Origin of the sequence: Nocardioides marinisabuli, assembly GCF_013466785.1 — a bacterium.
GTDB lineage: Bacteria > Actinomycetota > Actinomycetes > Propionibacteriales > Nocardioidaceae > Nocardioides > Nocardioides marinisabuli.
The window spans coordinates 1,154,037-1,171,478 of record NZ_CP059163.1; the positions used below are offsets into that span (position 1 = coordinate 1,154,037).

Genomic DNA, 17,442 nt, shown 5'->3' on the forward strand with positions numbered 1-17,442 from the left:
CTGGGACCCGGCACCGAGGCGCGGTGCCCCGCGGCACAGCGACGACCATCCGGGGAGGGGACACGTGGCTGACTCGCCCGACCTGCCGCCCACGGTCTGGCGCTCCCTCGTCGAGGCCAGCACCGACGCGCTGTGGCTGCTCGGCACCGACGGCACCACCGTCTGGGCCAACGCCCGTCTCGGCGAGCTCCTGGGTCGCGACGACGACCTGACCGGCATGGCGGCACCGCAGGCGTTCGCGCCCGAGGCGCGCGAGCGCGTGCGCGGCCACCTCGCCCAGCTGGCCCGGGCCAGCCGCGGCCGCGAGAACGTCGCGATGGAGCTCCAGCGCGCTGACGGCGAGCGCCTGCCGGTCCTCGTGAGCTACGCCCCCGTCCGCGACGGCGACCCCTCGGCCCCGACCCGCTGGCTGCACCGGCTCACCCCGGCGCCGGCGGCCGCGACGAGCCCGCCGGCGGTCGATGCGCTGCTCGAGCGCCTCGAGGAGGTCACCGAGCGCGAGCGGCAGCTGGCCGAGGCGCAGGAGATCTCGGGGATGGGCAGCTGGTCCTGGGACATCGCCGAGGACGTCGTGACCTGGTCCGAGCAGCTCTACCGCTTCTACGGCATCGACCCGTCCGAGCACGTCGCGACCTACGACGGCGTGCTCGAGCACACCCATCCCGAGGACCGCGACCTGGTGCACGACGCCGTGCAGGAGGCCTTCGACGGCAGCGGTGAGTTCGAGCTGGAGTATCGCGTGCTGCGCCCCTCCGGCGAGGTCCGCTGGACGGTCGGAAGGGGTCGCGTGACCCGCGACCCCGCGACCGGTCGGCCGGTGCGGATGAGCGGCACCACCACCGACGTCACCGAGCTGCACCGCACCCAGGAGCTGGCCGCCGAGGCGACCGAGCGGATCCGCCTGCTGCAGGAGCTGGCCGTGGCCGCCAACAGCGCCACCACGCTCGAGGAGGCCGTCGAGGTGGCCGGCGCCGCCCTGGTCGAGCACACCGCCTGGCGACCCGTCGCCGGCTTCCGCGCCGTCCCCGGCGAGGAGTCGCTGCGCCCCATCGACCTGCTGATCCCACCGGCGTGCGACCCCGACCCGGCGCTCGCCGAGCGCGCGCGCCGCACCCGCAGCATCGTCGACGGGCCCGCGCCGGCGCCGTACGACGCCCCGGGGCCGTCCGCGCGGCGCCTCGTCGCGCTGCCGGTGTCGGCGGGCGAGCACGTGGTGGCGGTCCTGCAGGCCCTCACCGGGCCCGGCGTCGACCAGGAGGACCGGCACCTGGCCGTGCAGGTGGCCGACCAGCTCGGGCTCGTGGCGCTGCGCGAGCGCGACGCCGCCGAGGTGCTGGCCGCCCGGGACGCGGCGATGGAGGCCTCCCGGCTGAAGTCGGAGTTCCTGGCCACGATGAGCCACGAGATCCGCACCCCCATGAACGGCGTCATCGGGCTCAACGAGCTGCTGCTGCGCACCGAGCTCGACGAGCACCAGCACCGGCTGGCAGCCGGCGTGCAGAGCGCCGGGCTGTCGCTGCTGGCGATCATCAACGACATCCTCGACCTCTCGAAGATCGAGTCGGGCAAGCTCGAGCTCGAGGACGTCGACTTCGACGTGCGCAGCGTCTTCGAGCAGACCGCGGCCGTGCTGAGCGGACCCGCCCACGAGAAGGGCCTCGAGCTGGTGGTGGGCTGCCACCCCGACGTGCCCGAGTTCCTGCGCGGCGACCCGACGCGGCTGGGCCAGGTCGTGACCAACCTCGGCTCCAACGCGGTCAAGTTCACCGAGAGCGGCGAGGTGGCCATCCGCGCCCACGTCGAGCGCAGCGACGAGGGCGGGGTGCTGCTGCGCGTCGAGGTCAGCGACACCGGTGTCGGCATCCCGGCCGCCGCGCAGGCCGGGCTCTTCGACGCCTTCACCCAGGCCGACCTGTCCACCACCCGCCGCCACGGCGGCACCGGGCTGGGCCTGGCGATCTCCCAGCAGCTGGTCGAGGCGATGGGCGGTGCCATCGAGGTCGCCAGCGAGCCGGGCCGGGGCAGCACCTTCAGCTTCAGCGCCCTGCTCGAGCACACCTCGGTCGCCCCGCGACGCACCACCCCGCGCAGCCAGCCGCTGCGCGACGAGCGGGTGCTGGTGGTCGACGACAACGAGACCAACCGCTTCATCCTCACCGAGCAGCTCGCGGCCTGGCACCTGCGCCCGGTGGCGGTCTCGACACCCGCCGAGGCGCTCGCCGCGCTGCGCGAGGCGCACGCCTCCGGCGAGCCCTTCACCGTCGCCCTGCTCGACCTGGTGCTCCCCCGCGTCGACGGTCTCGAGCTGGCCCGCATGATCCACGCCGACACCGACCTCGCGGGCCTCACGATGCTGCTGCTGACCTCCGACCAGGCGGTCAGCCCCCGCGACGCCCGTGCCGCCGGCATCAGCGCGACCCTCAACAAGCCCGTGCGCCACGCCGAGCTCCACGACGCCATGGTCACCGCCACCGGCCGCACCGGCGAGCCCGTGCGGCGCTCCGTGCGCCGCGTCGTGGTGCCGTCGCTCGACCTGTCGGTGCTGGTCGTGGAGGACAACCCCGTCAACCAGCTGGTCGCCACCGGGCTCCTGGAGTCGCTGGGCCTGCACGTCGACGTCGCCGACGACGGCCTGGCCGCGGTCGAGGCGCTGCGCGGCGACCACGACTACGCGCTGGTGCTGATGGACTGCCGGATGCCCGAGATGGACGGCTTCGAGGCCACCCAGGTGGTCCGGGCCCGGGAGTCGCCCGGGCGCCGGGTGCCCATCATCGCGATGACCGCCTCGGCCCTGGAGGGCGAGCGGGAGCGGTGCCTCGAGGTCGGGATGGACGACTTCCTGACCAAGCCCGTCGACCCGACCTCGCTCGAGGAGGTGGTGCGGCGCTGGACCCGGCCGCAGCCCCCGGCCGACGAGCCGGCTGTCGCCTCCGCACCCGCGGGTGATCCCGGCGACCCCGGCGACCCCGGGGACCCCGCGACCGTGACCGACCCCGGGCTGCCGGTCGTCGACCAGGCCCGCCGCCGGCTCCTCGACGAGCTGGTCAAGGACGGCGTGAGCTTCTTCGACCGCACCGCGCGCTCGTTCTCCTCGCGCATCGACGACCAGGTCGCCGCGATCCGCGACGCCGTCGCCGCCGGCGACGCCAACCGCGCCTTCACCGCCTCCCACCTGGTCAAGGGCAGCGCGCTCAACCTGGGGCTGCCGCGGGTCTCGGCCGTGGCCGCCGCCCTCGAGGCGCACGCCCACGGCGGGCGCACCGACGACGCCGAGCCGATGCTCGCCGAGCTCGAGGCGGAGGTCGCCCGCGCCGTCGACGAGCTGCAGCGCGTGGTGCGGTCCTGACCCCTGTGCCTGCGCCCCCGCCGCCGCCCCCGGGCCCCACGGCCCCGGGCCGGTTCGAGGAGGTCGCCCGGCACCGCCCGGTCGACCTGGTCGCCCCCGGCGCGGTGCAGGTCGACGACGCTCCCCCGGCGCGCACTCGCGGCGACCGCTGCCCCAGGTGGCGCCCAGCACCGCGGTGGAGGCTGTCGTGCGGGGCCCCGGCCCGGTGCGCCTCGCCCTCGGCCTGGCCCCGCTGGTGGTGGCCGCGACCTGGGCCGACGGGGTCTGCGCCCTCGAGGTCACCACGCCCGCGGGCACCCAGGTGCACCGCAGCCGGCGCTCGGCCCGCGCGCCCGGCCTGGAGCGGCTCGCCCTCACCCTGACCGGCACCGAGGCCGTGGTGCTGGGCCACGACGGCAGCGGGTGGCGCGGCCACGCCCGCGTCGAGCTGCGCGAGGCGGCGGGGGTCCCGCCCGGTCTGTGCCGTGACGAGGCCTGGCTCGCCGGCGTCGAGGTGCAGCACACCGGCGACGTGGCCCACCTGCGTGCCGGCGGCTTCGGCCAGCTCGGGCTGCGCGACCTGCGGCTGGTCACCCACGCCGACGGCACGGCGTACGCCGACGGGGTGCAGGAGGAGGGGCGGGTGCTGTGGCTCAGCGCGACCAGCGCCGGCCCGGGGTTCTTCGGCACCGCCCACACCTCGGTGTGGCGCCTCGAGCTCGACGGCCACCGGCTCGAGCACCGCGCCGACCTGTTCTTCCGGCGGCCCGACCGGCCCGGGGTCTTCGGTGACCACGCCACCCACGTCGTGCGCGACGGCGACGAGTGGCTGGTGGCGACCAGCACCTGGGGCGACTTCGACCGGGACGCCGACGATGCGGGCGTCGCGGTCACGCTGGCGCGCACCGACGCCGACCTGCTGCGGGGGCGGCACGTCCTCGACACGCAGCCGCTGCCGCTGCCGGTCGAGGGGTTCGCCTCGGTGGGCGTGTGGGACCCGCACCTGGTGCGCACCGACCTCGGCGCCGGCCCGACCTGGCTGGTGGGCTACGTCAGCGCGCGGCGCTTCTTCGACTTCCACCCCGTGCTGGCCGCCGGCCCCGACCTCGACCACCTGTCCCTGCGCGCCGCCTCGCTGACGCGGCGCGCCACCGAGGGCACCACCCTGGTGCGCTGGGACGGCCAGTGGCGGGTGCTGGCCAGCGACGGGCGCGACAACCCGCGCCGCCACCGCGAGCAGCACCCCGTGCTCGACCTCGACCTGCAGCCCGCCGGCGCGCCCCTCGACGCGGCGTACCCGACCAACATCCCATGGCCCACGCTCGCGCCGCTGCCCGACGGTGGGTGGCTGATGGTCACCTTCAACGGGCGCGGGCTCGGCGGCCGGGTGGTGGGCTACGGCAGCCACGGCGACGTCATAGTCATGCGGGCGCCGGCCGCCGAAGCGACCGGGCCCGGCGTCTCGTCGTAGGCTGGGAGTGAGACCTGCGCCACCCCTGCGGGCTTCACCACCACCGCCACACCACCCCTGTGGCCCGAGCAGAGAGCGGCCCATCATGTCCGTGACCCCCAGCAGCAGCCCCGTCGACGTCTTCGAGCTCGGCGCCGAGCACGAGCAGGTCGTCTTCGCGAGCGACCCGGCCACCGGGCTGCGCGCCATCATCGCCATCCACTCCACCGCCCTGGGCCCGGCGCTGGGCGGCACCCGCTTCTACCCCTACGCCTCGACCGACGACGCGGTGCGCGACGTGCTCGACCTCTCGCGCGGCATGTCCTACAAGGCGGCCCTGGCCGGCCTCGACCTCGGCGGCGGCAAGGCCGTCATCATCGGCGACCCGGCCACGCTGAAGTCCGAGGCCCTGCTGCGCGCCTACGGCCGCTTCGTGCAGACCCTGGGCGGTCGCTACCGCACCGCCTGCGACATCGGCACCTTCTCGGCCGACATGGACCACGTCGCGCGCGAGTGCGACTACGTCACCGGGCGCACCGTCGCCCACGGCGGGGCCGGGGACAGCTCGGTGCTCACGGCGTACGGCGTCTTCCAGGGCATGCGCGCCGCCGCCCAGGTCGCCTGGGGCGAGCCCACGCTGGCCGGGCGCACCGTCGGCGTCGCCGGCGTCGGCAAGGTCGGTCGGCACCTGGTGCGCCACCTCGTCGAGGACGGCGCCGACGTCGTGGTCACCGACGTGCACGCCCCCGCCGTCGACGCCGTGGTCGCCGAGCACCCCGGGGTGCGCGCGGTCGCCACCACCGAGGAGCTCGTCGCCTCGCCGCTCGACGTCTACGCCCCCTGCGCCATGGGCGGCGCGATCAGCGACGAGGTCGTCGAGGTGCTCAGCGCGCGCGTCGTCTGCGGCGCCGCCAACAACCAGCTGGCCCACCCCGGCGTCGAGAAGGCGCTCGCCGACCGCGGGATCGTCTACGCCCCCGACTACTGCGTCAACGCCGGCGGGCTGATCCAGGTCGCCGACGAGCTCGACCCCGCCGGCTTCAGCTTCGAGCGCGCCCAGCAGCGCGCCACCGGCATCTTCGACACCACCCTGGCGATCCTCGCCCACGCCGAGGCCGAGCACGTCTCGCCCGCCCTGGCCGCCGACCGGATCGCCGAGGCGCGGATGCGCGACGTGGGTCGGTTGCGCTCGATCTGGGTCGGCTGAGCCACCCGCGAGCCGGCGCCAGTTCCTCACCGAGCCGGCGCCAGTTCCTCACCGAACCGGCGCGACTTCCTCACCGAGCCGGCGCTACTTCCCGTCGTACGACGTCGACGGCGGGAAGTGGCGCCGGCTCGCGCAGGAACTGGCGCCGACTCGCGCAGGAACTGGCGCCGGCTCGCGCCCGGACCCGGCCCCGAGTGGCCGGTGTCCGGGCGCGTCGACACGTCCGGTGGCCCACCCGGATGACCGGGGAGACCGTGCGAGGCCCGAGGGCCGCCGGTGGGGTCAGTCGCGACGAGGGTCGTAGTCCGACCACTCGTCGGGCTCGTCGCCCTGCTCGGTGTCACTTGCTTCTTCACTGCCATGCAGCTCTCGCGCCAACGCCCCGAAGTCCGTCTCGTGAGTGCGGTACTTCAGGTCGCGGGCGACCTTCGTCTGCTTGGCCTTTGCACGGCCGCGCCCCATAGGGTCAGCCCCCTCGCACGCTTGGCCGGGGCGCTATGGCTCCCGGGCTGTCTCTGCAATCTCGTGGGGGCAACGCTACCTGCTGGGGGGTCGTTCACGCACACCCGGCTCGCGGAGGCGCCCCCAGGCTTCACCAACCGGGGTGCTGGCCCACCAGGTCGACGCGCCCACCACGGTCGGCCGAGGCGCTCACCTCACCGGCCACCCAGGCGCGCACGCCGTGGCCGGCCAGCACCGACACCGCGGTGTCGACGTCGTCGGCGGGCAGCAGCGCCACCATCCCGACGCCGCAGTTGAGGGTGGCCTCGAGGTCGGGCTGGGAGACCGAGCCGACCTGGCGCACGAGGTCGAAGACCGGCTGCGGGGTCCAGGTGGCGCGGTCGATGGTGGCGGCCAGCTCGACCGGCATCACGCGCTCGAGGTTGGTGGCCAGGCCGCCGCCGGTGACGTGGGACATCGCGTGCACGCCGGTGCGGGCGGCGAGGTCGAGGCAGGCCTTGGCGTAGATGCGGGTCGGCTCGAGCAGCTCCTCGCCGAGGGTGCGGCCCAGCTCGGGCACGTCGCGGTCGAGGGCCCAGCCCGCCCCGCCGTCGGCGGCGCTGCCCAGCAGCACGTGGCGCACCAGCGAGTAGCCGTTGGAGTGCAGGCCGCTGGCCTCCATGGCCAGCACCACGTCGCCCGGGCGGACCCGCGCCGGGCCCAGCAGCCGGTCGGCCTCGACGACGCCGGTGGTGGCGCCGGCGACGTCGTACTCGTCGGGGGCCAGCAGCCCGGGGTGCTCGGCGGTCTCGCCGCCGACCAACGCGCAGCCGGCCTCGGCGCAGCCCTCGGCGATGCCCTTGACGATCGCGGCGATCCGCTCGGGGACGACCCGGCCGGTGGCGATGTAGTCGGTCATGAACAGCGGCTCGGCGCCGCACACGACGAGGTCGTCGACGACCATCCCGACCAGGTCGCGCCCGATCGTGTCGTGCACGTCCATCGCCTGCGCGATCGCGACCTTGGTGCCGACCCCGTCGGTGGAGGTGGCCAGCAGGGGGCGGGTGTAGCGGGTCAGCGCGGAGGCGTCGAAGAGCCCAGCGAAACCGCCGAGCCCGCCGATCACCTCGGGGCGCGTGGCCTTGGCGACCCAGCCCTTCATCAGCTCGATCGCGGTGTCGGCCGCCTCGATGTCGACGCCGGCCCGGGCGTAGGCGTTGGTCTCGGTCACGTCGGGGCCTCCTGGCCGGCTCACGGGTTGTTGAGGACGGGCAGCGCGCGGCCCAGGGTGGGCGAGCTCAGGCTCACCTCGAGCAGGTGCTTGCCGAGCAGCGACTCGTCGGGCAGCTCGACGGGGTAGTCGCCGGTGAAGCAGGCGGTGCACAGCGCCGTCTGCGGCTGACCGGTCGCCTCGACCATGCCGTCGAGGGAGATGTAGCCGAGGCTGTCGGCGCCGACGCTGGCGGCGATCTCGTCGACGTCGAGGCCGTTGGCGATCAGCTCGGCGCGGGTGGCGAAGTCGATGCCGTAGAAGCACGGCCACTTCACCGGCGGCGAGGAGATCCGCACGTGCACCTCGAGCGCCCCGGCCTCGCGCAGCATCCGCACCTGGGCGCGCTGGGTGTTGCCACGCACGATCGAGTCGTCGACGACCACGAGCTTCTTGCCGCGGATCATGTGCTCGAGGGCGTTGAGCTTGAGCCGGAGCCCGAGCTGGCGCAGCGTCTGGCTGGGCTGGATGAAGGTGCGGCCCACGTAGGCGTTCTTGACGAAGCCCTGGCCGAAGGGGATGCCGGACTCCTCGGCGTAGCCGGACGCGGCCGGGGTGCCCGACTCGGGCACCGGCATCACCATGTCGGCGTCGACGGGGAACTGGCGGGCCAGCTCGCGGCCCATCTCGACGCGCGCCTCGTGCACCGAGCGCCCGGCGATCTTGGCGTCGGGGCGGGCCAGGTAGACGTACTCGAAGACGCAGCCCTTGCGCTCGGGCTCGGCGAAGGTGTGCGAGCGCAGGCCGTCGCCGTCGATGACGATGAGCTCGCCCGGCTCGACCTCGCGCACCACGCTGGCGCCGATGGTGGCCAGGGCGGCGTCCTCGGAGGCCACCACCCAGCCCCGGTCGAGGCGGCCCAGCACCAGCGGCCGGATGCCCTGGGGGTCGCGCGCGGCGTAGAGGGTGTCCTCGTTCATCCACACGAAGCAGAACGCGCCGCGCAGCATCGGCAGCACCTCGAGCGCCCGGTCCTCGAGCGTCGAGTCGGGGTGGTGGGCCAGCAGCGCGGTCACCAGGCTGGTGTCGTTGGTGGACACGTGCCCGGGGCGCTGGAGGTCGAGCTCGTCGTCGGGCCCGGGCAGCGCCGCGACCTGCTCGCGCAGCTCGTGGGTGTTGATGAGGTTGCCGTTGTGGCCCAGGGCGATGGAGCCGTCGGGCGTGGGCCGGAAGGTCGGCTGGGCGTTCTCCCAGGTCGAGGCCCCGGTGGTGGAGTAGCGGGCGTGGCCGATGGCCAGGTGGCCCTTGAGGGAGTCGAGGGTGGTCTCGTCGAAGACCTGCGAGACCAGGCCCATGTCCTTGTAGACCAGGATCTGGCGACCGTTGCTGACGGCGATGCCGGCGGCCTCCTGGCCACGGTGCTGGAGGGCGTAGAGCCCGAAGTACGTCAGCTTGGCGACGTCCTCACCGGGCGCCCAGACGCCGAAGACGCCGCAGGCGTCCTGGGGTCCCTGGTCCTGGGGGTCGAGGGCGGTCGTCAGCCGCCCGTCGCCGCCTCGGCGGGTGCTGCCACTGCTCTGGAAGGGCACGACCGCAGTCTACGCACCGTCCACCTCCTGGCCGATTCGCCTCCCGCGAGGCCCCCCGGACCGTAGGATCGCCGGGCCTGGGGGGCATGACGTCACGTGCGGAGGACTGGGACCTGTGAGCGAGCGAGCCTGGCTGGGCGCGGACGCCGCGAGCCCTGCCGTCGACGCGCTCACGCTGATCGCCGAGGGCGTCACGCGCGTCGCCGGCTTCCGGGTCGCCACGGTCGGCCTGGTGCGCGGCAACGAGCTCGAGACGGTCGCGGTCGCCGGTGACGACGAGGCCCGCACCGCCCTGCTCGGCGCCCGCACCCCCCTCGCCTCCATCCTCGCCGAGCTCGAGCTGGCCGAGCACTGGGGCCCGCTGCGCTTCGTGCCGCACGAGTCGCTGCCCGTCGACCTGCAGGTCTGGGGCTGGGTCCCCGACCTGCTGCCGCTCGAGGGACCGGACGCCTGGCACCCGATGGACGCGCTGTGCGCCCCGCTGCACAGCGGGAGCGGCGAGATGCTGGGCATGCTGTCGATGGACCTGCCCGACGACGGGCGCCGGCCGGGCCCCGAGGCGCAGCGCGTCCTCGCGGCGTACGCCGACCAGGCGACGCGCGCGGCCCTGCTCGCGCTCGAGCGCGAGCAGCTGGCCGAACAGGTGCGCCTGGCCTCGGCGGCGCGCCAGATCGTGCGTGACGCCCCGGCCCAGCTCGGGGTCGAGGAGGTGCTCGCGGCGAGCGCCGACGCGCTGATGCAGGGCTTCCGGGCCGTCGGGGCCTGGTTGCAGATCTTCGCCGACGACGGCCTGGGCACCGGTCGGCTCGTGGCCGCCGACGGGACCCAGGTCGCGCTGCCGGGCCGGCTGGTGCGCACCGCCGAGCGCTCGGCGCGCGCCTCGTGGGCCGCGCAGCGCGTCGACGTGGTCTCCCGCGAGCACCTCCAGGCGCCGGCGCTGAGCGCGCGCGAGACCAGCGAGATCGTCGACTTCCTCGACGAGATCCGGGTCGGCTCGCTGCTCTTCGTGCCGATCGGGGCCGCCCACGAGGCCCTGGGCAACCTGGTGCTGACACGGCTCGCGGGGGCGCCGGGGTGGACGGCCGCGGAGCGCGAGGCGGCGCTCGACATCGGCCACGACCTGGGACGCGTCGTCCTCAACGCCCGCTCCTTCGAGCGGGAGCACCGGATGGTCGAGGAACTGCGCGCCCTCGACTCCTACAAGGGCCGGCTGATCGCCACGGTCTCGCACGAGCTGAAGAACCCGCTGACCGCGATCGTGGGTCACCTCGAGATCCTGCAGGACGAGCCCACAGACCCGGCCGTGTCGGCGTCGGTCGACGCCATCGACCGGGGAGCCCGGCGACTGGCCCGGGTGGCCGACGACCTGCTGCTGCTGGCCAAGGTCGGCGACCCCGACCACCCCGTCGTGCCGCGACCGGTCGACCTGGCCGACGTGGTGGCCGACGTCCTCGCGCTGCAGGAGCACAGCCTGACCCGCAAGGGCATCGAGGTGGTGGTGGAGAAGCCCGAGGAGCCGGTGGTGGCGATGGCCGAGGCCGAGGAGATCGAGCGCCTGGTGACGAACCTGGTCAGCAACGCCGGCAAGTACACCCCGAGCGGCGGCCGGGTGACGGTCTGCCTCGCGGTCGAGGGCGACGAGGCGGTCCTCGAGTGCACCGACACCGGCCTGGGCATCTCCGCGGAGGACCAGGAGCAGCTGTTCCAGGAGTTCTTCCGCTCCACCAACCCGCTCGCCCTGGCCCAGCCGGGCACCGGGCTCGGGCTCAGCATCGTGCACCGGATCGTCAGCCGCCACGGCGGGCGCACCGAGGTCGAGTCGCGGCTCGGCGAGGGCAGCACCTTCCGGGTGCGGCTGCCCGTGGCCGGCTGACCGTCCCGGCGGGACCGACCTGTGGAAAGCAGCGGCAGGGTTCAGGACCCCCCTTTAAGGTGAAGGGGACGGCGGCTCGTGCAGGCAGGGCCGCACTCTGCCACCCACCTGCCGGAGCCCCCACGTGACCCCGACCCAGGGCACCACCCACCAGCCCCTCGCGGCGACCCCCGTCGCTCCGGCGAGCCCGGTCCCCGCGACCACCGAGCTGACCCGGGTGCTGCGCTCGATCGCAGCGGAGATGGCCCAGGCCGGTGGCTTCCGGGTCTCGGCGGTCAGCCTGTTCCGGGCCACCGACGAGCTCGAGTTCGTCGTGGTCGACGGCGACCCCGAGGCCGTGGCCGAGCTGACCGGCGACGTCACCCCGACCCCCGTGGCGATGACGATGCTCGAGCGCGCCGAGCAGTGGGGGCCGCTGCGCTTCCTGCCCCACGAGCAGGCCGTGGAGCTGCTCGACCACATCTGGGTGGGATCGGCGCAGTCCGCGGCACCCGCGCACCCCGACGCCTGGCAGCCCTGCGACCTGCTGATGGCCCCGCTCACCGACACCGACGGCACCCTGCACGGCATCGTGTGGGTCGACCTGCCCCTCGACGGGCTGCGCCCCGGCACCGACCAGCGTCGGCGCCTGGGGGGCTACGCCGAGCGCGCCAACAGCGCCATGCTCGACGTGCTCGAGCGCGAGCGCCTGCTCGAGCAGGTGCGGCTCGCCGACGCCGCCCGGCGGGTGGTGCGCAGCGCCACCGCCGACCTCGACCTGGCCCGCCTGGTGCAGACCGTCATCGACACCGTCTGCGACGGGTTCACCGTCGACGACGTGCGGGTGCAGCTGCTCGCCGAGGAGGAGGAGGCCGACCTCGACGAGGTCTCGCTGCTGTCCCGGCGGCTGGCCGAGCGCTGCTGGCGCGACCAGCGCGTCGCCATCATCTCCCACCGCCGTGCCGCGCCGGCCCTGCTCAGCGCCGAGGAGCACGCGCTGCTGCTCGAGGGCCTGCACGGCCAGGGCGACACCTCGCTGCTGCTGACCCCGCTCGGCGCCGGGCCCGAGTGCGTGGGCCGGCTGCTGATGTTCCGCCGCGACCGCACCGACTGGTCCGACGAGGAGGCGAGCGCGGCCCTCGACATCGGCCACGACCTGGGCCGTGCGGTGCTCAACGCCCGCAGCTTCGAGCGCGAGCAGCAGGCGGCGGCGTACCGCCAGCAGCTGATCGCGACCATGGCCCACGAGCTGAAGAACCCGCTGGCGGCCGTCGGCGGATACCTCGACATGCTCGAGGACTTCCTGGCCGAGGAGCCCGCCACCGGCCCCGAGGTGCAGCGCTCGCTGCGCGGCATCGGGCGCGCCACCCGGCGCCTCGACGACATCGTCGCCGACCTGCTGACCCTGGCGCGCTTCGACGAGGCGGCCGACCCGGCGCTGGTGGCGCCGCAGGAGCTGGGCGCGCTGCTGCACGAGGTGGTCGAAGGCCTCGCCGTGCAGGCGGACGCCCGTGACGTGCGGGTGCGCGTGCACGCCCCGTCCAGAGGAGTGCTGGTCAGCGCCGACGCCGCGGACCTGGAGCGGCTGCTGGTCAACCTGGTCAGCAACGCCGTGAAGTACTCCCACGAGGGCGGCGAGGTCGAGGTGCACCTCGAGACCCGCCCCGGCCCGGTCCCCGCCACGACCGAGGTGGTGCTGCGGGTCGTCGACCACGGCATCGGCATCGCCGCCGCCGAGCAGCAGCGGCTCTTCGAGGAGTTCTACCGCTCGGCCGACCCGGCCGCGGCCAGCCAGCCGGGCACCGGCCTGGGCCTGGCCATCGTGCAGCGCGTCGTACGACGCCTCGACGGCGACATCGCCGTCGAGTCCGCTCCCGGGGAGGGCAGCGTCTTCACCGTCACCCTCCCCGGCAGCGGGTCCCCGACCTGAGGCCGGCGGGGTCGCTCAGGCCATCCCGCGCGCGCCCTGCACCACGGCCTCGCGGATGCGCGTGTAGGTGCCGCACCGGCAGATGTTGCGGATGGTGTCGAGGTCGGCGTCCCTGATCTCGCGTCCCTCGCGGCGCACCTTCTTGACCAGCGCGACCGCCGCCATGATCTGGCCCGGCTGGCAGTAGCCGCACTGCGGGACGTCGCGGTCGATCCAGGCCTCCTGCATCGGGTGCAGGTCCTGGCCCACGGTGTCGGGCAGGCCCTCGATGGTGGTGACCTCGTCGTCGCGGCCGAGGTCGCCCACCCGCACCGAGCACGGGTTGAACGCCTTGCCGTTGATGTGCGACGTGCACGCCTTGCACACGTTGATGCCGCAGCCGTACTTCGGACCGGTGACCCCGAGGAGGTCGCGCAGGACCCAGAGCACCCGCACGTCGTCCTTGACGTTCACGGTGACCGGCTTGCCGTTGAGGATGAATGTCTGCTTGGGCATGTCGGCCTCTCCTTAGTAGGTGAACTTGAGGCCGTTGGTCGGCGACTTGGGGACCGACGGCACGAACGACTTGGGCTTGAAGGTGACCTTGCCGTGGTTGATGGGGAACCGGGTCGGCATCGTCCCGGTCGCCCGGGCGTAGGCGCAGGCCACGGACGCCGCCGAGGCGGCCACGCCGGCCTCGCCGGCACCGCCGGGCAGCCGGTCCTCCGAGGGCAGCACGAAGCACTCGAAGCGGGGCGGGATGTTCCACTGCCGCGTGTAGTAGTAGTTGTCCCAGCTGGCCTCGAGGAAGTGCCCGTCGCGCAGGTGCACGCTGCTGGTCAGGGTGAGCGCGAGCCCGTCGGAGAAGCCGCCCATCATCTGGGCCTTCAGGCCCTGGGGGTTGATCACCAGGCCCGCGTCGACCGCGAAGGTGGCCCGGGTGACCCGCGGGCCGGTGACGGCGTTGCGGATCCTGCGGTTGACGGTCTCGGGCCGGGTGTCGATCTCGACCAGGCAGGCCGTCGCACCCTTGTACTCCTGGTGGATCGCGATGCCCTGGGCGAAGCCGGCGGGCATCCTGCGACCCCAGTCGCCCTCCTCGGCCACCTTCTCCAGCGCCTTGCGGACCTTGGCGCTCTTGGCGTGCTTGAGCCGGAACTCCAGCGGGTCCATGCCGACCTCGGCGGCGAGCCGGTCGACGACGAGCTCGACGGCGACCCGGGTGTCGGGCGAGTAGATGTTGCGCATGCTGCCGGTGTTGAACCGGTCGTCGGTCTCGTTGAGCAGCTGGGTGACGACACCGAAGTTGTAGCCGAGCTCCTGGGTCAGGGTGAAGATCGTCTGCGAGAAGCCCAGGCCGCCGACCTTCTTGCCGACCTCGGTCGGCGCCTCGTCGATGGTCGAGGTGATGATCTCGCCCAGCCCGTGGCTGAAGTCGGTGACGACGCTGGTGTTGCGCTGCTCGAAGCTGAGCACCTGCCCGGCCAGCACGGTCGCGCGGATGCGCGAGGTGACCATCGGGTGCAACCGGCCCTGGCGGGGCTCGTCGGCGCGGTGCCACATCAGCTTGACCGGCTTGCCCATCGCCTGCGAGACCTTGGCGGCCTCGATGGCGGCGTCGCTGAAGAGCTTGTGGCCGAAGGACCCGCCACCGGTGACGACGTTGACCTTCACCTGGTCCTGGCTCATCCCGAGCGCCTGGGCGATGTTCTGCTGGGCCAGGATCGGGACCTTGAGCCCCGCCCAGATCTCGGCGGAGTCCTCCCGGACGTCGGCGATCGCGCAGTTGGGCTCCAGCGCGGCGCTGGAGCGGAACATGAACTCGAAGCGCTCCTCGACGGTCTTGGCCAGCAGCGGCACCTCGGGCACCGCCAGCGGCAGCTCGGCCTTCTTCAGGCGCGCCAGGATGGTCTGGTCGGACTCGCCCTCGACGGGCCCGTCGTTCCACACCACGTCCATGGCCCGGATGGCGTCGATGCACTGGCCGAAGGTCGTGGCGCGCACCGCCACCCCGGTGTCGACGACCGCGACCTGCTTGACGCCCGGCATCTTGAGGATCTTCTTCTTGTTGCGCAGCCGCTTCGGCGAGCCGTTGAGGGTCGGCGGACGGCACAGCATCGTCGGCTTCGCACCCTTGACCTCGAGGTCGAGGGTGAAGTCCTTCCTGCCGGTCACCGCGAGCCGCGCGTCGTCGCGGTTGCGCGGCTTGCCGATGCGGGTGAACTCCTCGGGGTCCTTGAGCAGCACGTCGACGACCTCGGTAACCGGGCTGGCCGCCAGGGTCGCCAGCTCGCCGTAGCCCAGCGTCTCGCCGCCGGGACCGATCACGACGCCGTCCTTGGTGCGCAGCCGCTCGACGGCGTACCCGAGCTGGCGCGCGGCGGCGTCGAGCAGGGCGCCGCGCGCGATGGCCGAGGCCACCCGGATCGGGGTGTACGTCGACACGGTGCTGTTGGAGCCGCCGGTGAGCTGGTTGAAGACCAGCTCGGGACGGGCGGGGGCCAGGGTGACCGTGACCTTCTCGACCGGCAGGTCGAGCTCCTCGGCGATGATCATCGCGGTCGAGGTGGTGATGCCCTGGCCGACCTCCATGCGCGGCAGCGCGAAGGAGGCGGTGCCGTCCTCGTTGATCTCGATGGTGATCAGCTGCGAGGTCGGCAGCGCCGCGTCGGTCTGCAGGTCCTCGAGGTCGTAGAGCTCGGGCACCTGCGGCAGCGAGGGGACCGCCGCCCGCGCGGGCCGGGCCATGGTCAGGTCGGCGGCCGCGACCAGCGTGGTGCCGGCGACCACGTAGCCGAGGAAGGAGCGGCGGCGGACCCCTCCGGGAGGCCCGGTGTCCGGGGCGCTGTCGTGGCTGGTTCCGGCGGGTCCGGTGCTGTCTTCAGGCGCTGTCATGTGACCGAGAAGCTCCCCATGTCGTGGTCGGGCAAGGCCCCGGTCTAGACCGGGCGCCTCCTTTCTACCCGCGCGTGAGCGTCGTCACGCACATCTGGCGTTCGTTCCTGTCAGATGGACGGATTTTTACCCGGTGGGGCATCTCAGGGGGTGGGACGCCCCGCCTCCGCGAGCCGTGCCAGCAGCAGCGTCTCGGCCAGCACGACCCGCTCGAACTCGGCCAGGTGCAGGCCCTCGTTGGCGCCGTGCGCGCGGGTGTCGGGGTCCTCGACACCGGTCACCAGCACGCTCGCGCGCGGGAAGGCCTCGAGGAACTCCGCGATGAACGGGATCGAGCCGCCCACGCCCATGTCGATCGGCTCGGTGCCGTCCCAGGCCTCGGTGAAGGCCGCCCGCGCCGCGTCGTACGCCGGCCCGGTCGCGTCGATGTCGGTCGCCTCGCCGGTGTCGACGACGGTGACGGTGAGCTCGGCGCCCCACGGGACGTGGCGCTCGAGGTGGCGGCGCAGGCAGTCGGTCGCGTTGGCGGCGGTGTCGCCGGGGGCGATGCGCAGCGAGACCTTGGCGCGCGCGGCGGGCACCAGGGTGTTGCTCGCCCCCTCGACCTTGGGCGCGTCGAGACCGGTGATGCTCAGCGCCGGCCTGGTCCACAGCCGCTCGACCGCCGAGCCGGTGCCGATCCACTCGGTGCCGGCGCAGGCGCCCGAGTCGGCGCGCAGCCGCTCCTCGGGGTAGGCCACGTCGGCGGCGGGGCCGGAGTGCAGGCCCTCGATCGCGACGTCACCGGCGTCGTCGTGGAGGGTGGCGATGAGCCGGCTCAGCGTCATCAGCGCGTCGGGCACGAGGCCGCCCCACATGCCGGAGTGCACGGCGTGGGTAAGGGTGCGGACCTCGACGTCGGCGCGCACCAGGCCGCGCAGGCTCGTGGTCAGCGCCGGCACGCCGACGTCGAAGTTGCCGGAGTCGGCGATCACGATCACGTCGGCACGCAGCCGCTCCTGGTGGGCGGCCAGCAGGGCCGGCAGGGTCTCGGAGCCGACCTCCTCCTCGCCCTCGACGAAGACCGTCACGCTCACCGGCAGGTCGTCGCCGAAGACCCGCAGGGCACCCAGGTGCGCCACGATGCCGGCCTTGTCGTCGGCCGCGCCACGGGCGAAGAGCCGGCGCCCGCTCGGGGAGTCGCGCTCGGTGGGCTCGAAGGGCGGGGAGTCCCAGTCGGCGTGGTCGTTCTCGGGCTGCACGTCGTGGTGGGCGTAGAGCAGCACCGTCGGCGCACCCTCCGGGCCGGCCTTGTGCCCGATCACCGCGGGCGCCCCACCCTCGATGCTCACCACCTCGGTGTCCATGCCCTCCGCGGCCAGCAGCACACGCACGGCCTCGGCGCTGCGGCGCACCTCGTCGGCGCGCGCGGGGTCGGCGCTCACGGACTCGATGCGCACGAGGTCCTCGAGGTCGCTGCGCAGGCCGGGCAGCACGTCGGTGACGCGGGCCCGCAGGTCGGTGGTGTCGGCGTGGGAGCTCATGGCGTCAACGTAGCCGGGCCGCGACGCCGCAGGCACGCCGG

General features: G+C 73.9%; 11 protein-coding genes. 5 read left to right on the top strand and 6 right to left on the bottom strand.

All coding sequences use genetic code 11. From position 1 onward, the window contains the following. The first annotated feature begins 64 nt into the window (after nucleotides 1–64). From H0S66_RS05615 to H0S66_RS05625, 3 genes are all read left to right on the top strand, one after another. Nucleotides 65–3,346 (top strand): response regulator, encoded by a 3,282-nt coding sequence (locus H0S66_RS05615; RefSeq protein ID WP_179614515.1) that lies wholly within the window; start codon nucleotides 65–67, stop codon nucleotides 3,344–3,346. A gap of 187 nt (nucleotides 3,347–3,533) precedes the next feature. After that, nucleotides 3,534–4,796: a hypothetical protein gene (locus tag H0S66_RS05620; RefSeq protein WP_180923807.1), complete on the top strand. Its 1,263-nt coding sequence runs from the start codon at nucleotides 3,534–3,536 to the stop codon at nucleotides 4,794–4,796. Between the two features lie 85 nt (nucleotides 4,797–4,881). Continuing rightward, entirely contained in the window at nucleotides 4,882–5,982 is a 1,101-nt protein-coding gene (locus H0S66_RS05625) for a Glu/Leu/Phe/Val family dehydrogenase (protein ID WP_179614517.1), read from the top strand. A gap of 282 nt (nucleotides 5,983–6,264) precedes the next feature. Here H0S66_RS05625 and H0S66_RS05630 read toward each other — a convergent pair whose 3' ends face one another. The 3 genes from H0S66_RS05630 to purF all read right to left on the bottom strand — a co-directional run bounded on the left by H0S66_RS05630 (nucleotide 6,265) and on the right by purF (nucleotide 9,222). After that, the gene (locus H0S66_RS05630; protein WP_179614518.1) at nucleotides 6,265–6,444 is read right to left on the bottom strand and encodes a DUF3073 domain-containing protein; all 180 of its coding nucleotides are present in this window, start codon (nucleotides 6,442–6,444) and stop codon (nucleotides 6,265–6,267) included. A 130-nt stretch (nucleotides 6,445–6,574) separates the two neighbouring features. After that, nucleotides 6,575–7,654 carry a phosphoribosylformylglycinamidine cyclo-ligase gene (purM, locus tag H0S66_RS05635; protein WP_218877379.1) on the bottom strand — a complete coding sequence of 360 codons (1,080 nt, stop codon included), beginning with the start codon at nucleotides 7,652–7,654 and terminating at the stop codon, nucleotides 6,575–6,577. A 20-nt stretch (nucleotides 7,655–7,674) separates the two neighbouring features. Next, a complete protein-coding gene (purF, locus tag H0S66_RS05640) occupies nucleotides 7,675–9,222 on the bottom strand; it encodes an amidophosphoribosyltransferase (protein WP_179614520.1) in 1,548 nt (515 codons plus the stop codon). A gap of 115 nt (nucleotides 9,223–9,337) precedes the next feature. On the opposite strand from purF, the gene H0S66_RS05645 reads away from it, so the two are divergent. After that, entirely contained in the window at nucleotides 9,338–11,095 is a 1,758-nt protein-coding gene (locus H0S66_RS05645; protein WP_179614521.1) for a sensor histidine kinase, read from the top strand. A 124-nt stretch (nucleotides 11,096–11,219) separates the two neighbouring features. Next, a complete protein-coding gene (locus tag H0S66_RS05650; RefSeq protein ID WP_179614522.1) occupies nucleotides 11,220–13,004 on the top strand; it encodes a sensor histidine kinase in 1,785 nt (594 codons plus the stop codon). Between the two features lie 15 nt (nucleotides 13,005–13,019). Here H0S66_RS05650 and H0S66_RS05655 read toward each other — a convergent pair whose 3' ends face one another. The 3 genes from H0S66_RS05655 to H0S66_RS05665 all read right to left on the bottom strand — a co-directional run bounded on the left by H0S66_RS05655 (nucleotide 13,020) and on the right by H0S66_RS05665 (nucleotide 17,401). Further along, entirely contained in the window at nucleotides 13,020–13,499 is a 480-nt protein-coding gene (locus H0S66_RS05655; RefSeq protein ID WP_179614523.1) for a (2Fe-2S)-binding protein, read from the bottom strand. Nucleotides 13,500–13,511: 12 nt separating this feature from the next. Further along, entirely contained in the window at nucleotides 13,512–15,878 is a 2,367-nt protein-coding gene (locus H0S66_RS05660; protein WP_179614524.1) for a molybdopterin cofactor-binding domain-containing protein, read from the bottom strand. 143 nt (nucleotides 15,879–16,021) lie between these two features. Next, a complete protein-coding gene (locus H0S66_RS05665) occupies nucleotides 16,022–17,401 on the bottom strand; it encodes a dipeptidase (protein ID WP_179614525.1) in 1,380 nt (459 codons plus the stop codon). Nucleotides 17,402–17,442: the final 41 nt, after the last annotated feature.

Coding starts and splice junctions, on each gene's coding strand:
- H0S66_RS05660 (WP_179614524.1), bottom strand. CDS start 15,878: ATGACAGCGCCTGAAGACAGCACCGGACCCGCCGGAACCAGCCACGAC.
- H0S66_RS05625 (WP_179614517.1), top strand. CDS start 4,882: ATGTCCGTGACCCCCAGCAGCAGCCCCGTCGACGTCTTCGAGCTCGGC.
- H0S66_RS05655 (WP_179614523.1), bottom strand. CDS start 13,499: ATGCCCAAGCAGACATTCATCCTCAACGGCAAGCCGGTCACCGTGAAC.
- H0S66_RS05665 (WP_179614525.1), bottom strand. CDS start 17,401: ATGAGCTCCCACGCCGACACCACCGACCTGCGGGCCCGCGTCACCGAC.
- H0S66_RS05630 (WP_179614518.1), bottom strand. CDS start 6,444: ATGGGGCGCGGCCGTGCAAAGGCCAAGCAGACGAAGGTCGCCCGCGAC.